Source organism: Cognatilysobacter terrigena (genome assembly GCF_004361065.1).
In the GTDB taxonomy this organism is placed as follows: Bacteria; Pseudomonadota; Gammaproteobacteria; order Xanthomonadales; family Xanthomonadaceae; genus Cognatilysobacter; species Cognatilysobacter terrigena.
This window is the reverse complement of record NZ_SELT01000016.1, coordinates 1-16,979: the sequence shown is the minus strand read 5'-3', so window position 1 is coordinate 16,979 and position 16,979 is coordinate 1. Positions and strand designations below refer to the sequence as shown.

Here is a 16,979-nt window from a genome sequence, read left to right as displayed (position 1 = left end):
TCAGTCGCCGCCCTGCAACGCGGGCGTCAATGCCGCGGCCTGCTGCCCCTTCGGCAGGCGACCGCCGATGCGCCAGCAGCCATCGACGGGCTCGACGCGGACGTTCCACTCGCTGCTCGCGTCGACGGCCTGCTGCGCGCGCCAGCCGTCGTCCGTCGGCGGCAGCGTTATGGCCAGGTCGCCCGCCGAATGTGCGGGATGCAGGAAGCGCACGCGCAGCGGGCGATGTCGATCGAACTCGCCGTTCACCGGAATCACTTCGACCGCGCCACCGGCGACGCGCACGACGGCGCTGAGACGACGCTGCTTCGCGAGCGCGTCGGGGCCGAGGTCCGCGATCTGCATCTGCGCGGTGCGGTCGACCTTGTCGGCGATGGCGTCGTCCGAATCACGATTCGCGATCACCACGAGACCGATGCCGAAGATCATCGACAGCACGGGCAGGCCGACCACCAGCCACATCACGGGGTTGCGCCAGGGCGAGTTCTCGCGGTCGTTCATTGCAGGGGTCCAAAGAAACTGCTGTCGACGACGTCGCGCGCGCTCTTGTCGGCCGATTCGACGACGAAGCGGATCGGGCGGCGCCCCGCGATGTCGTTGCCGCCATGCACGGTCACTTCGATCGGCACGACCGACTGCGCGGGCACGGTGATCGTCATCGGCAAGCCGCGCAGCTGCAGGCCGGCCGGGGCATTGTCGAGACCGATGACATAGCGTTGCGCCGCGTCGGTCTTGTTCGCGAGCTTGAGCGTGTAGCCGTTGTCGATGCCATCGACGACCGGGCGATAGAGTGCATTGCGGTCGCGGATTGCTTCGACGGTGAGCGGCGCACGATGCGTCACGCCCCAGGCCCACCCGACGGTCAGTGCGAGCAGCAGGGCGCCGTAGACGACGATGCGCGGGCGAACGATGCGCCCGGTGCGGCCGTCGAGTGCGTTCTGCGTGGTGTAGCGGACAAGGCCTTTCGGATAGCCGAGCTTGCCCATCACGTCGTTGCACGCGTCGACGCAGGCACCGCAGGCGATGCACTCGTATTGCAGGCCATTGCGGATGTCGATGCCCGTGGGGCAGACCTGCACGCAGATCGTGCAGTCGATGCAGTCGCCCAACTCATTGGGCGCGAACTTCGGCAGCGGTTCCGCGCCGATGCCCGCGCCGGCGAACGTGATCGTGCCGCCCGCGCCCGTGGCTGCTGCTGCGGCCGACGGGTGTTGTGCGGCGCGGAACACGTAGTCGTAGGCCAGCGCGCGATCGAGCAGGCCGCGCGCGCGATCGAGCACGCTCGGGAGGCCGCGCTTGCGCGGGCCGCGCGGTTCGCCGCGCATCGGGTCGTAGGCGATCAGCAGCGTGTTGCGATCGAACATCGCACTCTGGAAGCGCGCGTACGGGCACATGTACTTGCAGACCTGCTCGCGCAGGAAACCTGCGTTGCCCCAGGTCGCGACGCCATAGAACAGCACCCAGAACGTCTCCCATCCGCCCCAGGCGAACGGATGGAGACGCGCGGCGAGATCGGTGATCGGAGTGAAGAATCCGACGAACGTGAAGCCGGTCCACAGCGCGAAGATCGCCCACAACGCGTGTTTCGCCCCCTTGCGCAGGACCTTCTCGCGCGTCCACGGGCCGGCGTCGAGCTTGATGCGCTTAGCGCGGTCGCCTTCCGCCCACGTCTCCATCCACAGAAAGACTTCGGTCCACACCGTCTGCGGGCATGCGTAGCCGCACCAGAGGCGGCCGGCGAGCGCGGTGAAGAAGAACAGCGACAGCGCGGCGACGATCAGGAGCAGCGCGAGGAAAAGGAAATCCTGCGGCCAGAACGTCAGCGCGAACACGTGGAACTTGCGCGCGGGCAGGTCGAACAGCAGGGCCTGTCGACCGTCCCATTGCAACCACGGGAATGCGTAGAACATCCCGAGCAGCCAGACCACTGCCGCCACGCGCAGGCGCGCGAGCGGGCCGGTGACCGCACGTGGATAGACCTTGCGCTCGCTGATGTAGAGTCCCGCGGGCTCGTCGAGCATCTCAAGTGGAATCGAACGACTCATCACGCATCGCCGGACAGCGGCCGGTTGAAGCGGCTCGCTGGCCTCAGCAGGATCCAGGTGAACAGGCTGGACGCCGACGTCGCAACCCAGAGGGTGAAGAAACCCAGCGTGTAGCCCAGCTCGCGGCTCATCGGCAGCTGCGGGAAGGTCATGTCGCGCAGCGCGAGCGGGTCGACGATGGCGAAGAACACCATCGTCGCAACGCCCGCGGCGAAGAAGCTCGGCCAGAGGATGGCGCCGACGCGCTGCGCCATCGGGCGTGGTGGGTGATCGAACACGGGCGACGTCTGCGACATGCGCGCTCCTTACTTCGCCGCGACCTGCGCGGGCGGGTGCGACAGCGACCACACGTACGCGGCCACCAGACGTGCGCGGGTGTCGCCGAGGAGCTCGCGGTGCGCGGGCATCACGCCGTGACGTCCGTTCGTGATGGTCGCGGCGATCTGCGCCTTGTCGCCGCCGTACAGCCAGTAGCCGTCGGTGAGGTCGGGCGCGCCCATGTCCATGTTGCCCTTGCCATTCGGCCCGTGGCAGGCGACGCACACGCCGTCGTACAGCGTTTTGCCCTGCGCGGCCATGAAGTTGTTCTGCACGCCGTTCGGATCCGACAGCGACTGCACGTAGCTCGCGACGTAATCCACTGCATTCGGGCCGCCCATGCCGGTGAGCACCTTGCCCCATTCCGGCATGACGCCTTCGCGGCCGTCGAGCACGGTTTGCAGGATGCGATCGGGCGTGCCGCCCCAATGCCAGATGTCGTCGGTGAGGTTGGGATAGCCGATCGCGCCCTTGGCCGACGAGCCGTGGCAGCCCGAGCAGGTGTTCGCGAAGATCGAATGACCAATCGACACGGCATGCGGATCGCGCGCGATCGCATCGATGGGCTGGCCGGCGAAGCGTGCGAACGACTCCTCGAGCTTCGCGTCTTCCTTCGACTTCTGCAGCGCATACTCGCCCTGTGACGACCAGCCGCTATAGCCCTTCAGGCTGCCGAACCCGCCGAACCACACCATGTAGCCGACCGAGAACACGATCGTGATGTAGAAGAGGTTGATCCACCATCGCGGCAGCGGCTTGTTGTATTCGGTGAGGTCGTCGTCCCAGATGTGGCTGGTGTCGGTCGGCTTGGGGTCGCCGGGGCGGCGACGCGACGTCCACCACAGCAGCCAGACGCAGCCGACGATGTTCAGCACCACGAGTGCGATCACGTACCACGACCAGCTCGGGCTCATCGCGACGTCTCCTCGTTATCCATGAGCGGCAGGCGCGCCGCGGCGTCGAATTCGGCCTTACGCGCGGGGCGCCAGGCCCAGACCCAGCCCGTCAGGAAGAGCGCGAGCAGGATGGCGGTGACGATTCCGGCGACCATGGCTCAGCCTCCCCTCGGTGCGTTCTTGCCGAGGCCCTGCAGGTAGGCGATGACGGCGTCCATCTCGGTCTTGCCCTCCACGGCGTTCGCCACGCCCGCGATATCGGCATCGGTGTAGGGATCACCGATCGCGCGCAGCGCCTTCATGTGCGACGTGATGTCCGCGCCGTCGACGTGGTTCGTCTCCAGCCACGGGAAGGCGGGCATGTTGGATTCGGGCACGACGTCGCGCGGGTTGTTGAGGTGCACGCGGTGCCAGTCGTCCGAGTAGCGCCCGCCGACGCGCGCCAGATCCGGTCCCGTGCGCTTGCTGCCCCACTGGAACGGGTGGTCGTAGACGGACTCGCCGGCGAGCGAGTAGTGACCGTAGCGCTCGGTCTCGAAGCGCAGCGTGCGCACCATCTGCGAGTGGCAGTTGTAGCAACCCTCGCGGATGTAGACGTCGCGCCCGGCGAGCTGCAGCGCGGGGTAGGGCTTGATGCCCGGCAGCGGCTTGATGGCTTCCGCCTGGTGCATCAGCGGAACGATCTCAGCGAGGCCGCCGAACGACACCGCCACCGCGATCAGCATCGCCATCAGGCCGACGTTCTTCTCGATCTTCTCGTGTGCATTGCTGCTCATGGTCGGCTCCTCAGGCGCGCACGTTGGCCGGCATGCGTCCGGCGCCGATCGTTTTCAGCACGTTCCACCCCATCAGCCCCATGCCGGCGAGCACGAGCAGGCCGCCGCCGAGGCGGATCAGGTAGTACGGATAGGTGGCGTTGAGGGCTTCGACGAAGCTGTAGGTCAGCGTTCCGTCGGGATTCGTCGCGCGCCACATCAGGCCCTGCGTCACGCCCGCGATCCACATGGCGACGATGTAGAACACGACGCCGACGGTGTGCAGCCAGAAGTGCGTGTCGATCGCCTTGACCGAGTACATCCTGTCGACGCCCACCAGGCGCGGAAGCATCGAATAAATCGAACCGACGGTGATCATCGCCACCCAGCCGAGCGCGCCGGCGTGCACGTGGCCGATCGTCCAGTCGGTGTAGTGCGAGAGCGAGTTGACCGTCTTGATCGACATCATCGGCCCCTCGAACGTGCTCATCATGTAGAAGCTGAGCGAGACGATGAGGAACTTCAGGATCGGGTCGGTGCGCAACTTATGCCACACGCCCGACAGCGTCATGATCCCGTTGATGGCGCCGCCCCACGACGGCGCCAGCAGGATCAACGAGAACACCATGCCGAGCGACTGCGCCCAGTCGGGCAGCGCCGTGTACTGCAGGTGGTGCGGGCCCGCCCACATGTAGACCGCGATCAGCGCCCAGAAGTGCACGATCGACAGCCGATACGAATAGATCGGCCGCTGCGCCTGCTTCGGAACGAAGTAGTACATCATCCCGAGGAAGCCGGCAGTCAGGAAGAAGCCGACCGCGTTGTGCCCGTACCACCACTGCACCATCGCATCGACCGCGCCGCTGTACACGCTGTACGACTTGAACGCACCGGCGGGAATCGCGATGTTGTTGACGATGTGCAGGAGCGCGACCGCGATGATGAAGCTGCCGTAGAACCAGTTGGCGACGTAGATGTGCGGTGTCTTGCGCTTGGCGATCGTTCCGAAGAACAGCACGCCATAGGCGACCCAGACGACCGCGATGGCCAGGTCGATCGGCCATTCGAGCTCGGCGTATTCCTTGCCCTGCGTCAGGCCCATCGGCAGCGTGATCGCCGCCGACACGATGATCGCCTGCCAACCCCAGAACACGAATGATGCGAGCCTGTCGGACAGCAGCCGCACGCCGCACGTGCGCTGCACGACGTGGAGGCTCGTGGCCATCAGCGCCGACCCGCCGAAGGCGAAGATCACGGCGTTGGTGTGCAACGGACGGATGCGCCCATAGCTCAGCCACGGAATGCCGTGGCCGATGTCGGGCCAGTACAGCTGCGCCGCGATGAGCGCGCCGACCGCCATGCCGACGATGCCCCAGAGCACCGTGGCGAGCGAGAACTGCACGACGATGCGGTCGTTGTAGGCCGGCGAGCGCGCGGGCGCCGTGGCGGGCGGGGGCGTCCCGGGACGCAGGACAGGTGCGGCCGGCGTTGCGGTGGTCATCGATCGAGCCCTGTCCGGGCGGTCCCGGGTGTCGAGACGAAATTCTCGACATCGCGTTCACGTCGGACTTGATCTCGATCAAGTGCGAAGGGCGGCGTTCGTCCGGCCGCCTGAACAGGTCGGTTTTACCAACGCAGAGCGGTCGCCGATAAGGGGATGGGCGCCTTCATCGCCGGGATCACGCCGGAGAGCGCAGCCCTGCGCGGCGACGGCGACCGTCCGTCATGACGCGCCGCGTCATGCCCTTTCGTACAGCAGGCGCGGCCGTGGTGCGTCCGTAACGTCCGGCGCGGAGACCGAGGCCTGCGCCGTGCCGGCCGCTCCCGAAGGAGTCGACATGCGCTGGACCGGAAGAATCCTCGTCGTTGCGTTCTCCCTGTTGCTCGCCACCGGCGCGCAGGCCGCGTGTCGCGACTCGGTCGTCCTCGTGCACGGCAACACCGGGTCGCCCTCGGACTTCAACGCGACGTACAACGAGCTCATCGCGCGCGGGTACACCGCATCGCAGATCTTCCGCCCCAACTGGGGTAGCAAGACGTGCGCGGCGTGCAACGACCACGAAGGCAGCGAGGAGACGCCGGTCGTCAACGCGCTGGTCGACGCCGCAGCGGCGTCGTGCACCGGCAAGATCGACGTGATCAGTCACTCGATGGGCGCGACGCTCGCGGCGCGTGAGATCTACCGCAACGGGCTGGCGTCGCGCGTCGACTCGTTCGTGGGGATCGCCGGTGCGTTCCGTGGCCTGTGGTCGTGCGGCACGTATCCGCACAACGTCGCGACGTCGACCTGCGGCTACTACGGCCTGTCGGTGTCGAGCCCGCTGCTCAACGGCCTGTACGGCAAGCGGTTCGGCGCGCGCATGTATTCGATCAAGTCCTACGTCGACGAAGTGGTCTGCTACGGCGGCGTGTGCACCGTCAACGGCGTGCACTCCTCGTCGATCTGGAACGAGAACGCGAGCTACACCTATGCGTACGGCCACTACGGGCTGCTCTGGTATACGGCGGCCAAACAGGTCGACCTGATCCAGTAGCTCGACGACGCGGCCGCCACCGGCCGTCACGCAGGCTGTGCGCATGGTGCAGCCTGCTTCGCCACCGCCCGTCACGCCGGATGGCCGCTACATCGTGGTGCGTGGCCGCCTGTGGCGACGTGCCGATCCGTCGCTGACACGGGACGAGCGGGAACGCCTCACGCAAGCGCTGATGCGCGCGCGCCGGGACATCCGGGATGCACTCATGGCGGGAGACGGCGCCGCCGAGAAGCGCGCCCGCAAGCGCGTGCACGAAGCCAAGATCGCGCAGGGCGAACGGGGCCGCGTGTGGTGGAAGGACGGCTCGCCCGATCTCAACCGCCGCATGGCGCGCAACACGCCGTACGCCGCTTGGTACGACTCGCTCGACGACGCGTGAGCGCGGCCGCCGCGTCGGACCGGTATCCTCGCCGGGTCAAGGAGGCCGCATGCGTTACGCGCTCTATATCGCCGTACTGATCGGGACACTGGTGGCGATCGCCTGGTATGCGGTCACGCGCGAGGGCGCCGTCGCGATCGTCCTGCTTGCACCGTTTGCGGTGCTCGGCACGGTCGACCTGCTGCAGACGCGCAGTACGCTGCGCCGCAACTATCCGTTGCTCGCGCACTTCCGTTACGGGCTCGAAGCGATCGGCCCGGAAATGCGCCAGTACTTCATCGAGGCCGACACGGCAGAGGTGCCGTTTTCGCGGCAGGAGCGGGCGCTGGCGTACCAGCGGTCCAAGTCCGTTCTCGACACGCGCCCGTTCGGCACGCTGCAGGACATCTACGGCACCGACTACGAGTGGATCAACCATTCGCTGCAGCCGTCGGAGTACATGTCGCACGATTTCCGCATCACGATCGGCGCGCATCGCGCGAAGCCGTACTCGGCGAGCGTGTTCAACATTTCCGCGATGAGCTTCGGCTCGCTGTCGGCGAACGCGATTCGCGCACTCAACAAGGGCGCGAAAGGCGGCAACTTCTACCACGACACGGGCGAGGGCTCGATCTCGTCGTATCACCGCGAATTCGGCGGCGACCTGGTGTGGGAAGTCGCATCCGGCTACTTCGGCTGCCGCAACGACGACGGCAGTTTCAGCGAGGAGAAGTTCGCGGCCGCCGCCGCGAATCCGCAGGTCAGGATGATCGAGGTCAAGCTGTCGCAGGGTGCGAAGCCGGGCCACGGTGGGGTGCTGCCCGGCGCGAAGGTGACGCCGGAAATCGCGGCGACGCGCGGGGTACCGATCGGCGTCGACTGCATCTCGCCGGCACGCCATTCGACGTTCGACACACCGAAGGGGTTGCTGGAATTCGTTGATCGCCTGCGCACGCTGTCGGGCGGCAAGCCCTCCGGCTTCAAGCTGGCGATCGGTCATCCGTGGGAGTGGTTCGGCATCGCGAAGGCGATGCACGAGACCGGCCTGCTGCCGGACTTCATCGTCGTGGATGGTGCGGAAGGCGGCACGGGTGCCGCGCCCGCCGAGTTCATCGACCATGTTGGCGTGCCCATGCACGAGGCGCTGATGCTCGTGCACAACACGCTGGTGGGGCTCGACCTTCGCGACCGCATCCGCATCGGCGCGGCGGGCCGCATCATCAGCGGCTTCGATATCGCCAAGACGATGGCGATGGGCGCCGACTGGTGCAACGCGGGGCGCGGCTACATGTTCGCGCTGGGCTGCATCCAGGCGCAGAGCTGCCATACCGATCGCTGCCCCACGGGCGTGGCGACGCAGGATCCGAAGCGCTGGAAGGGCCTGCACGTGCCGGACAAGGCCACGCGCGTGACAAACTTCCACGACAACACGCTCAAGGCGCTGCGCGACCTCATCTGTGCGGCGGGCCTGCGCCACCCCGGCGAACTCGGGCCCGAGCACATCCTGCGTCGCATCTCGCCAACGGAAGTGCGTTCGCTCGCCGCGATCTACAACTTCCTCGAGCCCGGTGCGCTGCTCACGGGCCTGCCACCGCATGCGGTCTTCCAGCAGTACTGGGAAGACGCACGCAGCGATTCGTTCGCACCGCCGCCGCGCGTTGCTGCGCTGCGCATGACCAAGGTGGTCTGACCTCAGCCGAGGTCGAACAGCTCCAGCACGCGTTCCGGCGGGCGGCCGACCACCGCGCGGCCGCGATGCACCAGGATCGGCCGCTCGACGAGTTCCGGATGCGCCACCATCGCGGCGGCCAGTGCATCGTCGCTGCTGTCATCGTCGAGCCCGGCCGCTGCGTACGCCGCTTCGCCGGTTCGCACCAACGCGCGAAGCGGGGCGCCGGTCATTCGCGCAATGTCCCGCAGCTGCGCGGCACCGAGCGGCTGTACGGTGATGTCGACCACCTCCGGCTCGATGCCGCTCGCCCGCAGCAACTCCAGCGCGCCCGCGCATTTCGAGCAGTTCGCCTTGTTGTGGAACAGCACGGGGGGATCGGACATGGATGTTTCCCTCGGGTTAACCGTCGTCACGATTATCGCGCGGCCGCTTCACCCGGTGCGGACGCCGGCTGCGCGACGTTTCGGAAAACTGCTGGAGACGTCCCCTCATGGCGAGGCCCATCTGGACCGGCTCGATTTCGTTCGGCCTGCTCAACATTCCCATCCAGCTGATGTCCGGCGAGCGCCGCACGGACATCCACTTCCGCATGCTGGACGCGCGCAACAACGCACCGATCCGCTATGAGCGCGTCAACGCCGAGACGGGCGAGGAAGTGCCGTGGAAGGAGATCGTCAAGGCGTACGAATTCTCCAAGGACAACTACGTCGTCCTGAAGCCCGAGGACATCGAGCGCGCTGCGACGGAGAACCACGAGACCATAGCGATTGAGACGTTCGTCGATGCCGAGTCGATTCCGCTCGCCTATGTCGAGAAGCCCTACATCCTCGTCCCCGGCAAGAAGGCCGAGAAGGGCTATGTGCTGCTGCGCGAGGTCCTGAAGAAGAACAACCGCGTCGGCGTGGGGCGCGTCGTGATTCGAACCCGCGAATACCTGTGCATGCTCACGCCGCAGGGCGACGCGCTCATGCTGATGCTCCTGCGCTTTCCGCAGGAGCTGGTCGACGTCAGCGACTACGAGCTGCCGTCGGGCAGCGCGCGCGCCTGGCATGTGACGCCGCGCGAGATGGAAATGGCCGAGATGCTGATGGAGTCGATGAGCGACGAGTTCTCGCCAGCCGACTACAAGGACGAGTTCCGCGAGAAGCTGTCGCAGGTCATCAAGGAACGCATCAAGCAGAAGCACACGGCGCACATCGAGGAAGAGAAGGACGACGAGGACGCGGAGACGGCGACCAACGTCGTCGATTTCATGTCGCTTCTCAAGAAGAGCCTCGAGAAGAAGGGCGGCGGCACGTCGAAAACGGCGGCGAAGAAGACCACGCGTGCGCGCAAGACCCCTGCGGCCAAGCCCAAGAAGCGGGCGACGAAGAAGCGGGCCTGACGCATGGGGTTGCAGGAATACAACCGCAAGCGCGAGTTCTCGCGCACGCCGGAGCCGAAGGGCGAGGTCCGCCAGCGCAAGGGCGGTCCGCTGTCCTTTGTCGTGCAGCTCCACCATGCGCGCGCACGCCACTACGACTTCCGGCTCGAGATCGACGGCGTGCTGCGCAGCTGGGCCGTCCCGCGTGGGCCGTCGTTCCGGCCGGGCGAGAAGCGCCTCGCTGTCGAGACTGAAGATCATCCGATGACGTATTCGCACTTCCAGGGCCTGATCCCGGAAGGCGAATACGGCGCGGGCCACATGGCGATCTTCGACCACGGCACGTGGACGCCCGAGGGCGATTTGCATGCGTCGATCAAGAAGGGACGCCTCGACTTCTCGGTGGACGGCGATCGCCTGAAAGGCCGGTGGTCACTGATCCGCACGCACCAGAAGGGCAAGCGCGCGCAGTGGATGCTGCTCAAGCGCACCGACGAATACGCCGCCGACCTGGAGGCGGACGACCTCATCGGCGACCTGCCACCGCCGCCGTCCGACGCACCCGGCGCGTCGACGCGCGAAGGACTCGAAATCCGCGCCCGCAAGGGCTTCGACACGGAGCGCGCCATGCCCAAGAGCCGCACCGCCTCCACGCGTCGCACGGCGACGCGCAGTACCGGCAAGAAGGCTGCGTCCGCGGCGAAGTCGCCCGCCTCGACACGCCGCGCAAGCGGCACGACGCGCGACCTGCGCGCAATCAAGCGCCTGGCCGCGAAGCTCGCCGATGGCGCGAAATATCCGCTCGGCGAATTCGTCGAACCGATGCTGACGGTCTCCGCCGACACTGCGCCGGGCGGCGACGATTGGCTGCACGAGTGGAAGTGGGACGGCTACCGGCTCATCACGCAGAGCGGGCGCTCGCCCGCCGCGTGGTCGCGCAACGGCATTCCGTGGAACGAACGGGCGCCGTACCTGATGCAGTGGCTCAAGGACTTCGGCACGACTGCAGTGTTCGATGGTGAGTTGATCGTCGTCGACAAGGCGGGCTACAGCGACTTCAATGCGCTGCAGAAGGCGTTGTCCGACAAGGACCCGCGCGACATGCGCTACGTGATCTTCGACCTGCTCGCCGTCGACGGCCACGACCTGCGCGGCGCGCCGCTGGTGGAGCGCAAGGCGCTGCTCGAACAGCTGCTGCAGGGTGCCGACCCGAGGCTGGTCTACAGCTCGCACATTGTCGGACGCGGGCCGGAGATCTTCGATGCGGCGCGCGATCGTGGCATGGAAGGCATCATCAGCAAGCGCGTCGGTTCCACCTACGTGGACGGCCGCTCGGCGGAGTGGCTGAAGGTGAAGATCGCGGAGACGCGCGAATTCGTGGTGGTCGGCTACACGCCGCCGCAGGGCTCGCGCAAGGGCCTGGGTGCGCTGATGCTCGGGCAGTACCGCGATCGCACGCTCGTGTACGCGGGGCGGGTCGGCTCCGGCATGAACAACGATGTGCTGCTCGACCTCACCAAGCGCCTGCGCGCGATGGAAGTGTCGGAGCCCGTCGTCGAGATTCCCAAGCACGTTCCGCTGCCGAAGGGCCGCATCCACTGGGTGAAGCCGAAGACGGTGGTGGAAGTGTTCTTCCGCGGTTGGGGCAAGGGGGGCCTGGTGCGGCAGGCGTCGTTCCATCGCCTGCGCGATGACAAGCCCGCCACGCCCGAGGCACTGGCGCAGCCGGAGACGATCCACGTGGCATCCAAGACAACGAAGAAGACGGCGAAGCGCGCTGCGAAGTCGGCGACGGCGTCGACCGGCGCGTCGAAGGGCACGACGGCACGAAAGGCTGCCGCGAAAAAAACCGCATCGAAGAAGGCGGCGTCCAAAAGCACTGCGCGTCGGACGAAGCTGAAGATCGATCTCGACACGTCCAACCTGCCGAACCTTAGCAGCCCCGATCGCGTGGTCTATCCCGGACAGGGCTACACCAAGCAGGACGTCTGGAACTACTACCTGAAGGCCGCACCGCAGCTGCTCGAGGAAATCGGCGGACGACTGCTGTCGATCGTGCGCTGCCCCGACGGCATCCGCGGGCAGCACTTCTTCCAGAAGCACGTGAAGCACGGCTTCAGCGATGCTGTGAAGGGCTACACGCTGGTCGAGAACGATGGCGACGAAGCGGAATACTTCTACGTCGACAGCGTGGAAGGCCTGATGTCGCTGGTGCAGATGAATGCGATCGAGCTGCATCCGTGGGGCTCGCGCATCGACGCGATCGAGCAGCCCGACCGCATCGTGTTCGACCTCGATCCGGATCCATCGATCGAGTGGCCGCAGATTCGCAACGCGGCGAAGGAAGTCCGCGACCGTCTGCTCGACGCGGGGTTGGAATCGTTTCCGAAGCTGTCGGGCGGCAAGGGCGTGCACGTGGTGGTGCCGCTGCGCCCCAGCGCGGACTGGGAGCAGGCGCGCCTCTTCTGCGAAGCGTTCGCCGACGCGATGGAGCGCCAGTCGCCTGATCGCTACATCGCGACGATGAGCAAGGCCAAGCGCAAGGGGCGCATCTTCATCGATTGGCTGCGCAACGGCCGTGGCGCGACGAGCGTGGCGAGTTGGTCGCTGCGTGCGCGCGAAGGCGCGCCGGTCGCGGTGCCGGTGACGTGGGCGGAACTTTCGCGGGCAAAAAGTCCGGCGCGCTATACGCTCGCGGATGCGGCGAAGCGGACGATGCCGGATGAAGCGCTGGACATCATCGCGCGCGCGAAACCGTTGCCGGTGTAGACGCACAGTCCGGTTGGCGATCGCGCGAATGTCGCGCTATCGCATCGGAGAATAAGGAAAAAGAAAACGGCGGCCTGGGCCGCCGTTTTCGTCACTGCGTCGCGTATTACGGCGTCGGCGGCGTGGTCGAACCGCTGTTCTGCTGGTTCGAGTCCGTGCTCGTGCCCGTCGTACCCGTTCCGGTGCCCGTGCCCGTACCGGTGCCGGCACCCGTCGTATCGGTGCCCGTACCCGTGCCCGTCGTGCCGGTGCCCGTGCCGGACATGTCGCCGGTCGTGCCGGTCGTGCCCGTACCGGACATATCACCGGTGGTGCCGGTGGTGCCCGTCGTATCGGTGCCCGTCGTGCCCGTGGTGTCGGTCGCCGGCGCGGTCGTCGCCGTGTCCGAACCCGCGGTGGTCGTGGCCGACTGGTCGGCGGCGTCGTCGCGGTGACACGCAGTCAGTGCCAGCAGCGTCGCTGCAATAGCCAGAGTCTTCTTCATCGTCATTTCTCGCTCGTGAGGGGGAGGGCCGCAAGGCCCCGTTTCCACTCTCGCAAACCGGATGACAGCGCTGCGTCAAACGTGTGTGAGTGCCGTGTTCAGGTGCGCGACAGCGCGTAATCGATGTGCGGGAAAAACTTTCGCGCATCCGAAACATCCGCAGAAACATCGCGTGAAAGGGGTTGCGCCGCATACGTCTGCAGTTGGCATGGACCTTGCGCTATTCCGTGTGTCGCTGCGAGGCGGCTACTTCCACGCGAACGAGATCCGAACACGGAGGAACACTCAGTGCGTGATCAACAGTTGGGACGCCAGCTCCGCGAAGTCGCGAACGATGTCATGCGGCTTGGTGCAGAAGCGTTTAACGCGAGTCGAAACTGGATCAACGAGAGGAAACAGGACATGCATAACAACGAACACGGCCAGCAGTCGAGCGGCCGAGGTCAGCAGCAGGGTTCGAATTACCAGTCGGAGAATTCGCAAGCCGCGCGCCAGGGCGCCGGGCGCGAGAGTGGCCAGTGGGAGCCCTCGTACTCCAATCAGATGAACCAGGGTGAGATGTACAGCCGTGGCAACCAGTACGGCCAGAGCAACTACGGCACGTCGGACTACGGCCAGCAGTCGTCGTCGGGCCAGGGCTCGCAATACGGGCAAGGTCAGCAGTACGGCCAGCACGGTTCGATGGGCGGTGGTTACGGCTCATCGCAGCAGTACGGGTCGGGCTCGTCCGGTCAGGGCGGCTACGGCGGTTCGCAGCAGTCGCAGAACTACGGTTCGTCGCAGCAGTACGGTCATGGCTCGCAGGGCTATGGCGGCTCGCAGTATGGCCAAGGCTCGCAAGGCTATGGCTCGTCGCAGCACGGTTCCTCGCAGCAGTACGGGTCGCAGGGCTACGGTTCGCAGCAGCATTCGCAGGGCGGCTCGCAGCAGTACGGCCAGGGCGCGCCTTATTCGCAGTCACAGGGCTATGGCTCGTACGGCAATGAGAGCCAGGGTCGCTCGTCGGGCCAGGGCTACGGGTCGAGCTCGAGCTATGGCTCGCAGGGTAGCTACGGGCAGCAGTACGGCTCGCAAGGCACCTACGGCTCGCAGGGCAGCACGTACGGCGGTGGCGACTTCAACCGCGATCGCGAATATCTCGTCGGTGGTTTCGGTGCATCGCAGACCGGCGTGCACGGTGGCTACGGCAGCCCGTACATGCAGCACGAGTCCAGCTTCAACAGCTGGCGCGGCCAGGGCGACTACGGCAGCACGCAGATGAGCGGGCAGGGTGGATCGCAGCAGTACGGCCAGGGTTCGCAGGGTCAGGGTTCGTCGCAGTACGGGCAGAGCTCGCAGGGCCACGGCTCGTCGCAGCAGTACGGTCAGGGCGGCTACGGCGGATCCCAGCAGTACGGACAGGGTTCGCAGGGCTACGGCCAGCAGGGCAATGGCTTCGGCCAGTCGCAGTACGGGCCGGGCCAGTCGCAGTTCGGCAGCAGCCGCGGCTATGGCGATGGTGGCTACTCGAACCGTTCGCAGTCGACGTTCTCGGGCGACAGCCAGACGCAGTACAACCAGGGCTCGGGCTCGTCGCAGTACGCGCAGGGCAGCCAGGGCGGGATGTACGGCTACAGCCAGCAGTCGTCGCAGCGCGGCCTGCAGTCGCAGCGTGGCCGCGGCCCGAAGAACTACACGCGTTCGGACGAGCGCATCGTCGACGACCTCAACGAGCGCCTGATGAATGCGCACGAGATCGACGTCACCGAAGTCGAAGTGCGTTCGGAAGGCGGAAAGATCATCCTCGAAGGCATCGTGGAGCAGCGTTGGATGAAGCACCGCATCGAGGACATCGCCGAGTCGTGCGCGGGTGTTCGCGACATCGACAACCGCATCCGCGTGGGCTCGCAGTCCGACAACCGCTCGCAATCGTCGTCGTCTTCGCAGTCGTCCGGCCAGTCCGCTTCGGCGCAGGGCGGGCAGAGCAGCTCGCAGTCGTCGCTGTCGGGCGGCTCGGGTTCGTCGTCGCTGTCCGGTCAATCGGGCCAGTCCGGTTCGCAGTCGTCGCAGTCCGCGACGTCGGGTCAGTCCGCGCAGTCGAGCGGTTCGTCGCCGAGCGCCTCGTCGTCGGAAGGCGATGAAGCATCGCGCCAGGCGGGCGCCAGTGGCACGACGGGATCGAGCGGCTCGTCCGGTACGTCTGCCTCGTCGAGCTCGACGAAGAAGGACGGCGGCAGCGCGTCGCGTTCGTCGTCGCACTGATCGCACGTCTGCTGGGAAACGAAACGGCCCGCTTCGGCGGGCCGTTTTTTTGCAAATCAGGGAATCGGCGGACCGGTGCGTAGGAGTTCGACGCAGCGACGCCCCGACTCCTCCGCGCGCGCAAGGTTGACCATCGCCGCCTGCAGATTCCCCATCTCGATCATGTAGCGCGCGGCCGACGTCGCCATCGTCAGTGCGTTGACCTCGTTGGAGAGGTCGTGTCGCCAGCGTCCAAAGGGGTGGGGCGTTAGAGGGCCGTGCGGTGGAAACGGCTCAGACATGCGGTATGGCGTCGTCGCCGGCTACGGCCAGTCGCGCGAGCTGGTTGTGGATCGTGCGCACGCTGACACCGAGGATGCGCGCGGCTTCGGTCTTGTCGCCGTCGACCTTGGTGAGCGTCTTGAGCAGCATCTCGCGCTCGACGTCGGCATAGCTCATGCCCACATGGAACACGATGCTGCTGTCGTCCTGGTGCAAAGGAAGCGCGCGGCGACCAAGGACCGGAATGCGAACGAGCGGCCCATCGCTCAGCAGATAGGCGCGCTGCACCACGCTACGCAGTTCGCGGATATTGCCGGGCCAACCGTGGCGGACCAGCATGCGCTCGGCATCGGGTGCGAGTTGCTTGACCTGGCCGTGCTCGGCGTTGAGTCGTTCGACGAAGACGTTCGCGAGCAGCACGACATCCGTACCGCGCGCACGCAACGGCGGCAACGCGATGACGAAGTCGGCGAGGCGGTAATACAGATCCTCCCGCAGCTTGCCCTGTTCGATGCTCTGGATCGGATCGCGATTGGTCGCCGCGACGATGCGCACGTCGACCGGAATGTTCTCGCTGCCGCCCACGCGCGTGACTTCGCCGGTTTCCAGCACGCGCAGCAGGTAGACCTGCAGCGCGGGCGGCATCTCGGTGATCTCGTCGAGGAACAGCGTGCCGCGATTGGCCTGTTCGAAATAGCCGACGTGCCGCTGCTGCGCGCCGGTGAAACTACCGCGCTCGTGGCCGAACAGATGGCTGGCGAGCAGATCCGGTGCGATCGCACCGCAGTTCACAGCGACAAATGCGCCACGACGCCGGCTGCGATCGTGCACCGCGCGCGCCACCAACTCCTTGCCCGTGCCGCTTTCGCCGGTGATGAGCACGGAGACGCGTGCCGGTGCGACGCGGTCGAGGTCGACCGTCAGCTGCCGCATCGCATCGCAGTCGCCGACGATGCCGTCCGGTCGCGCGCCGGCGATCTGGGCGAGCGCGCGTGCGGACGCCTGGCTCAACAACGATTCGAACTGCTGCGGGCACAGCGGCTTCAGCAGGTAATCGAGCACCGGCAGGCCCACTGCACGCCGCGCGGTCTCGAGCGAGGTCTCGCCCGTCATCAGGGCGATGCGGCTGTGCTGGCGGGCATCGAGTTCGGCGAGCAGGTCGAACGCGGTTCCGTCCGGCAGCGTCACGTCCAGCATCGTCAGGTCGCTCATGCCGCGGCCCATGGCGCGACGCGATTCTTCGAGCGAGTGTGCGATCGACGTCTGGAAGCCGTGCGCGCGCG

General features: G+C 66.6%; 17 protein-coding genes. 6 read left to right on the top strand and 11 right to left on the bottom strand.

From position 1 onward, the window contains the following. The 7 genes from EVS83_RS10200 to ccoN are packed head-to-tail and all read right to left on the bottom strand — an operon-like array spanning nucleotide 1 to nucleotide 5,515. Nucleotides 1–501 carry a FixH family protein gene (locus EVS83_RS10200; RefSeq protein WP_133500944.1) on the bottom strand — a complete coding sequence of 167 codons (501 nt, stop codon included), beginning with the start codon at nucleotides 499–501 and terminating at the stop codon, nucleotides 1–3. Beyond that, nucleotides 498–2,045 (bottom strand): 4Fe-4S dicluster domain-containing protein, encoded by a 1,548-nt coding sequence (locus tag EVS83_RS10195; protein WP_133500943.1) that lies wholly within the window; start codon nucleotides 2,043–2,045, stop codon nucleotides 498–500. The genes EVS83_RS10200 and EVS83_RS10195 overlap by 4 nt, the downstream gene beginning before the upstream one ends. Next, entirely contained in the window at nucleotides 2,045–2,341 is a 297-nt protein-coding gene (locus EVS83_RS10190) for a hypothetical protein (protein WP_133500942.1), read from the bottom strand. Before EVS83_RS10190 ends, EVS83_RS10195 begins: the two co-directional genes overlap by 1 nt. A gap of 9 nt (nucleotides 2,342–2,350) precedes the next feature. Then, nucleotides 2,351–3,277, bottom strand: coding sequence for a cytochrome-c oxidase, cbb3-type subunit III (ccoP, locus tag EVS83_RS10185; RefSeq protein ID WP_133500941.1), 927 nt, complete (start codon nucleotides 3,275–3,277; stop codon nucleotides 2,351–2,353). Continuing rightward, nucleotides 3,274–3,414: a cbb3-type cytochrome oxidase subunit 3 gene (locus tag EVS83_RS10180; protein WP_133500940.1), complete on the bottom strand. Its 141-nt coding sequence runs from the start codon at nucleotides 3,412–3,414 to the stop codon at nucleotides 3,274–3,276. Before EVS83_RS10180 ends, ccoP begins: the two co-directional genes overlap by 4 nt. 3 nt (nucleotides 3,415–3,417) lie before the next feature. After that, a complete protein-coding gene (gene ccoO, locus EVS83_RS10175) occupies nucleotides 3,418–4,035 on the bottom strand; it encodes a cytochrome-c oxidase, cbb3-type subunit II (RefSeq protein WP_133500939.1) in 618 nt (205 codons plus the stop codon). A gap of 10 nt (nucleotides 4,036–4,045) precedes the next feature. Then, nucleotides 4,046–5,515 carry a cytochrome-c oxidase, cbb3-type subunit I gene (ccoN, locus tag EVS83_RS10170; RefSeq protein WP_133500938.1) on the bottom strand — a complete coding sequence of 490 codons (1,470 nt, stop codon included), beginning with the start codon at nucleotides 5,513–5,515 and terminating at the stop codon, nucleotides 4,046–4,048. 337 nt (nucleotides 5,516–5,852) lie between these two features. On the opposite strand from ccoN, the gene EVS83_RS10165 reads away from it, so the two are divergent. The 3 genes from EVS83_RS10165 to EVS83_RS10155 are packed head-to-tail and all read left to right on the top strand — an operon-like array spanning nucleotide 5,853 to nucleotide 8,596. Then, a complete protein-coding gene (locus EVS83_RS10165) occupies nucleotides 5,853–6,548 on the top strand; it encodes an alpha/beta fold hydrolase (RefSeq protein WP_133500937.1) in 696 nt (231 codons plus the stop codon). 43 nt (nucleotides 6,549–6,591) lie between these two features. Then, the gene (locus EVS83_RS10160; RefSeq protein ID WP_133500936.1) at nucleotides 6,592–6,927 is read left to right on the top strand and encodes a hypothetical protein; all 336 of its coding nucleotides are present in this window, start codon (nucleotides 6,592–6,594) and stop codon (nucleotides 6,925–6,927) included. Nucleotides 6,928–6,976: 49 nt separating this feature from the next. Further along, nucleotides 6,977–8,596, top strand: a complete 1,620-nt coding sequence (locus EVS83_RS10155; protein ID WP_133500935.1) for an FMN-binding glutamate synthase family protein — start codon at nucleotides 6,977–6,979, stop codon at nucleotides 8,594–8,596. A 2-nt stretch (nucleotides 8,597–8,598) separates the two neighbouring features. Here the strand turns inward: EVS83_RS10155 and EVS83_RS10150 are convergent, their stop codons facing one another. Continuing rightward, complete coding sequence (locus tag EVS83_RS10150) at nucleotides 8,599–8,961, bottom strand: arsenate reductase family protein (protein WP_133500934.1); 363 nt, start codon at nucleotides 8,959–8,961, stop codon at nucleotides 8,599–8,601. 107 nt (nucleotides 8,962–9,068) lie between these two features. On the opposite strand from EVS83_RS10150, the gene ku reads away from it, so the two are divergent. Beyond that, the gene (ku, locus tag EVS83_RS10145) at nucleotides 9,069–9,962 is read left to right on the top strand and encodes a non-homologous end joining protein Ku (RefSeq protein WP_133500933.1); all 894 of its coding nucleotides are present in this window, start codon (nucleotides 9,069–9,071) and stop codon (nucleotides 9,960–9,962) included. Between the two features lie 3 nt (nucleotides 9,963–9,965). After that, nucleotides 9,966–12,710, top strand: coding sequence for a DNA ligase D (gene ligD, locus EVS83_RS10140; protein WP_133500932.1), 2,745 nt, complete (start codon nucleotides 9,966–9,968; stop codon nucleotides 12,708–12,710). A gap of 106 nt (nucleotides 12,711–12,816) precedes the next feature. Here the strand turns inward: ligD and EVS83_RS10135 are convergent, their stop codons facing one another. Continuing rightward, complete coding sequence (locus EVS83_RS10135) at nucleotides 12,817–13,194, bottom strand: hypothetical protein (RefSeq protein WP_208108730.1); 378 nt, start codon at nucleotides 13,192–13,194, stop codon at nucleotides 12,817–12,819. A 402-nt stretch (nucleotides 13,195–13,596) separates the two neighbouring features. Between EVS83_RS10135 and EVS83_RS10130 the strand changes: the two genes are divergently transcribed. After that, nucleotides 13,597–15,435, top strand: a complete 1,839-nt coding sequence (locus tag EVS83_RS10130) for a BON domain-containing protein (RefSeq protein WP_166636873.1) — start codon at nucleotides 13,597–13,599, stop codon at nucleotides 15,433–15,435. A gap of 56 nt (nucleotides 15,436–15,491) precedes the next feature. Here the strand turns inward: EVS83_RS10130 and EVS83_RS15900 are convergent, their stop codons facing one another. After that, nucleotides 15,492–15,716: a hypothetical protein gene (locus EVS83_RS15900; protein WP_133500929.1), complete on the bottom strand. Its 225-nt coding sequence runs from the start codon at nucleotides 15,714–15,716 to the stop codon at nucleotides 15,492–15,494. Next, the coding region (locus EVS83_RS10120) for a sigma-54-dependent transcriptional regulator (RefSeq protein ID WP_133500928.1) at nucleotides 15,709–16,979 on the bottom strand (1,271 nt) is incomplete at its 5' end. The genes EVS83_RS15900 and EVS83_RS10120, both read right to left, overlap by 8 nt.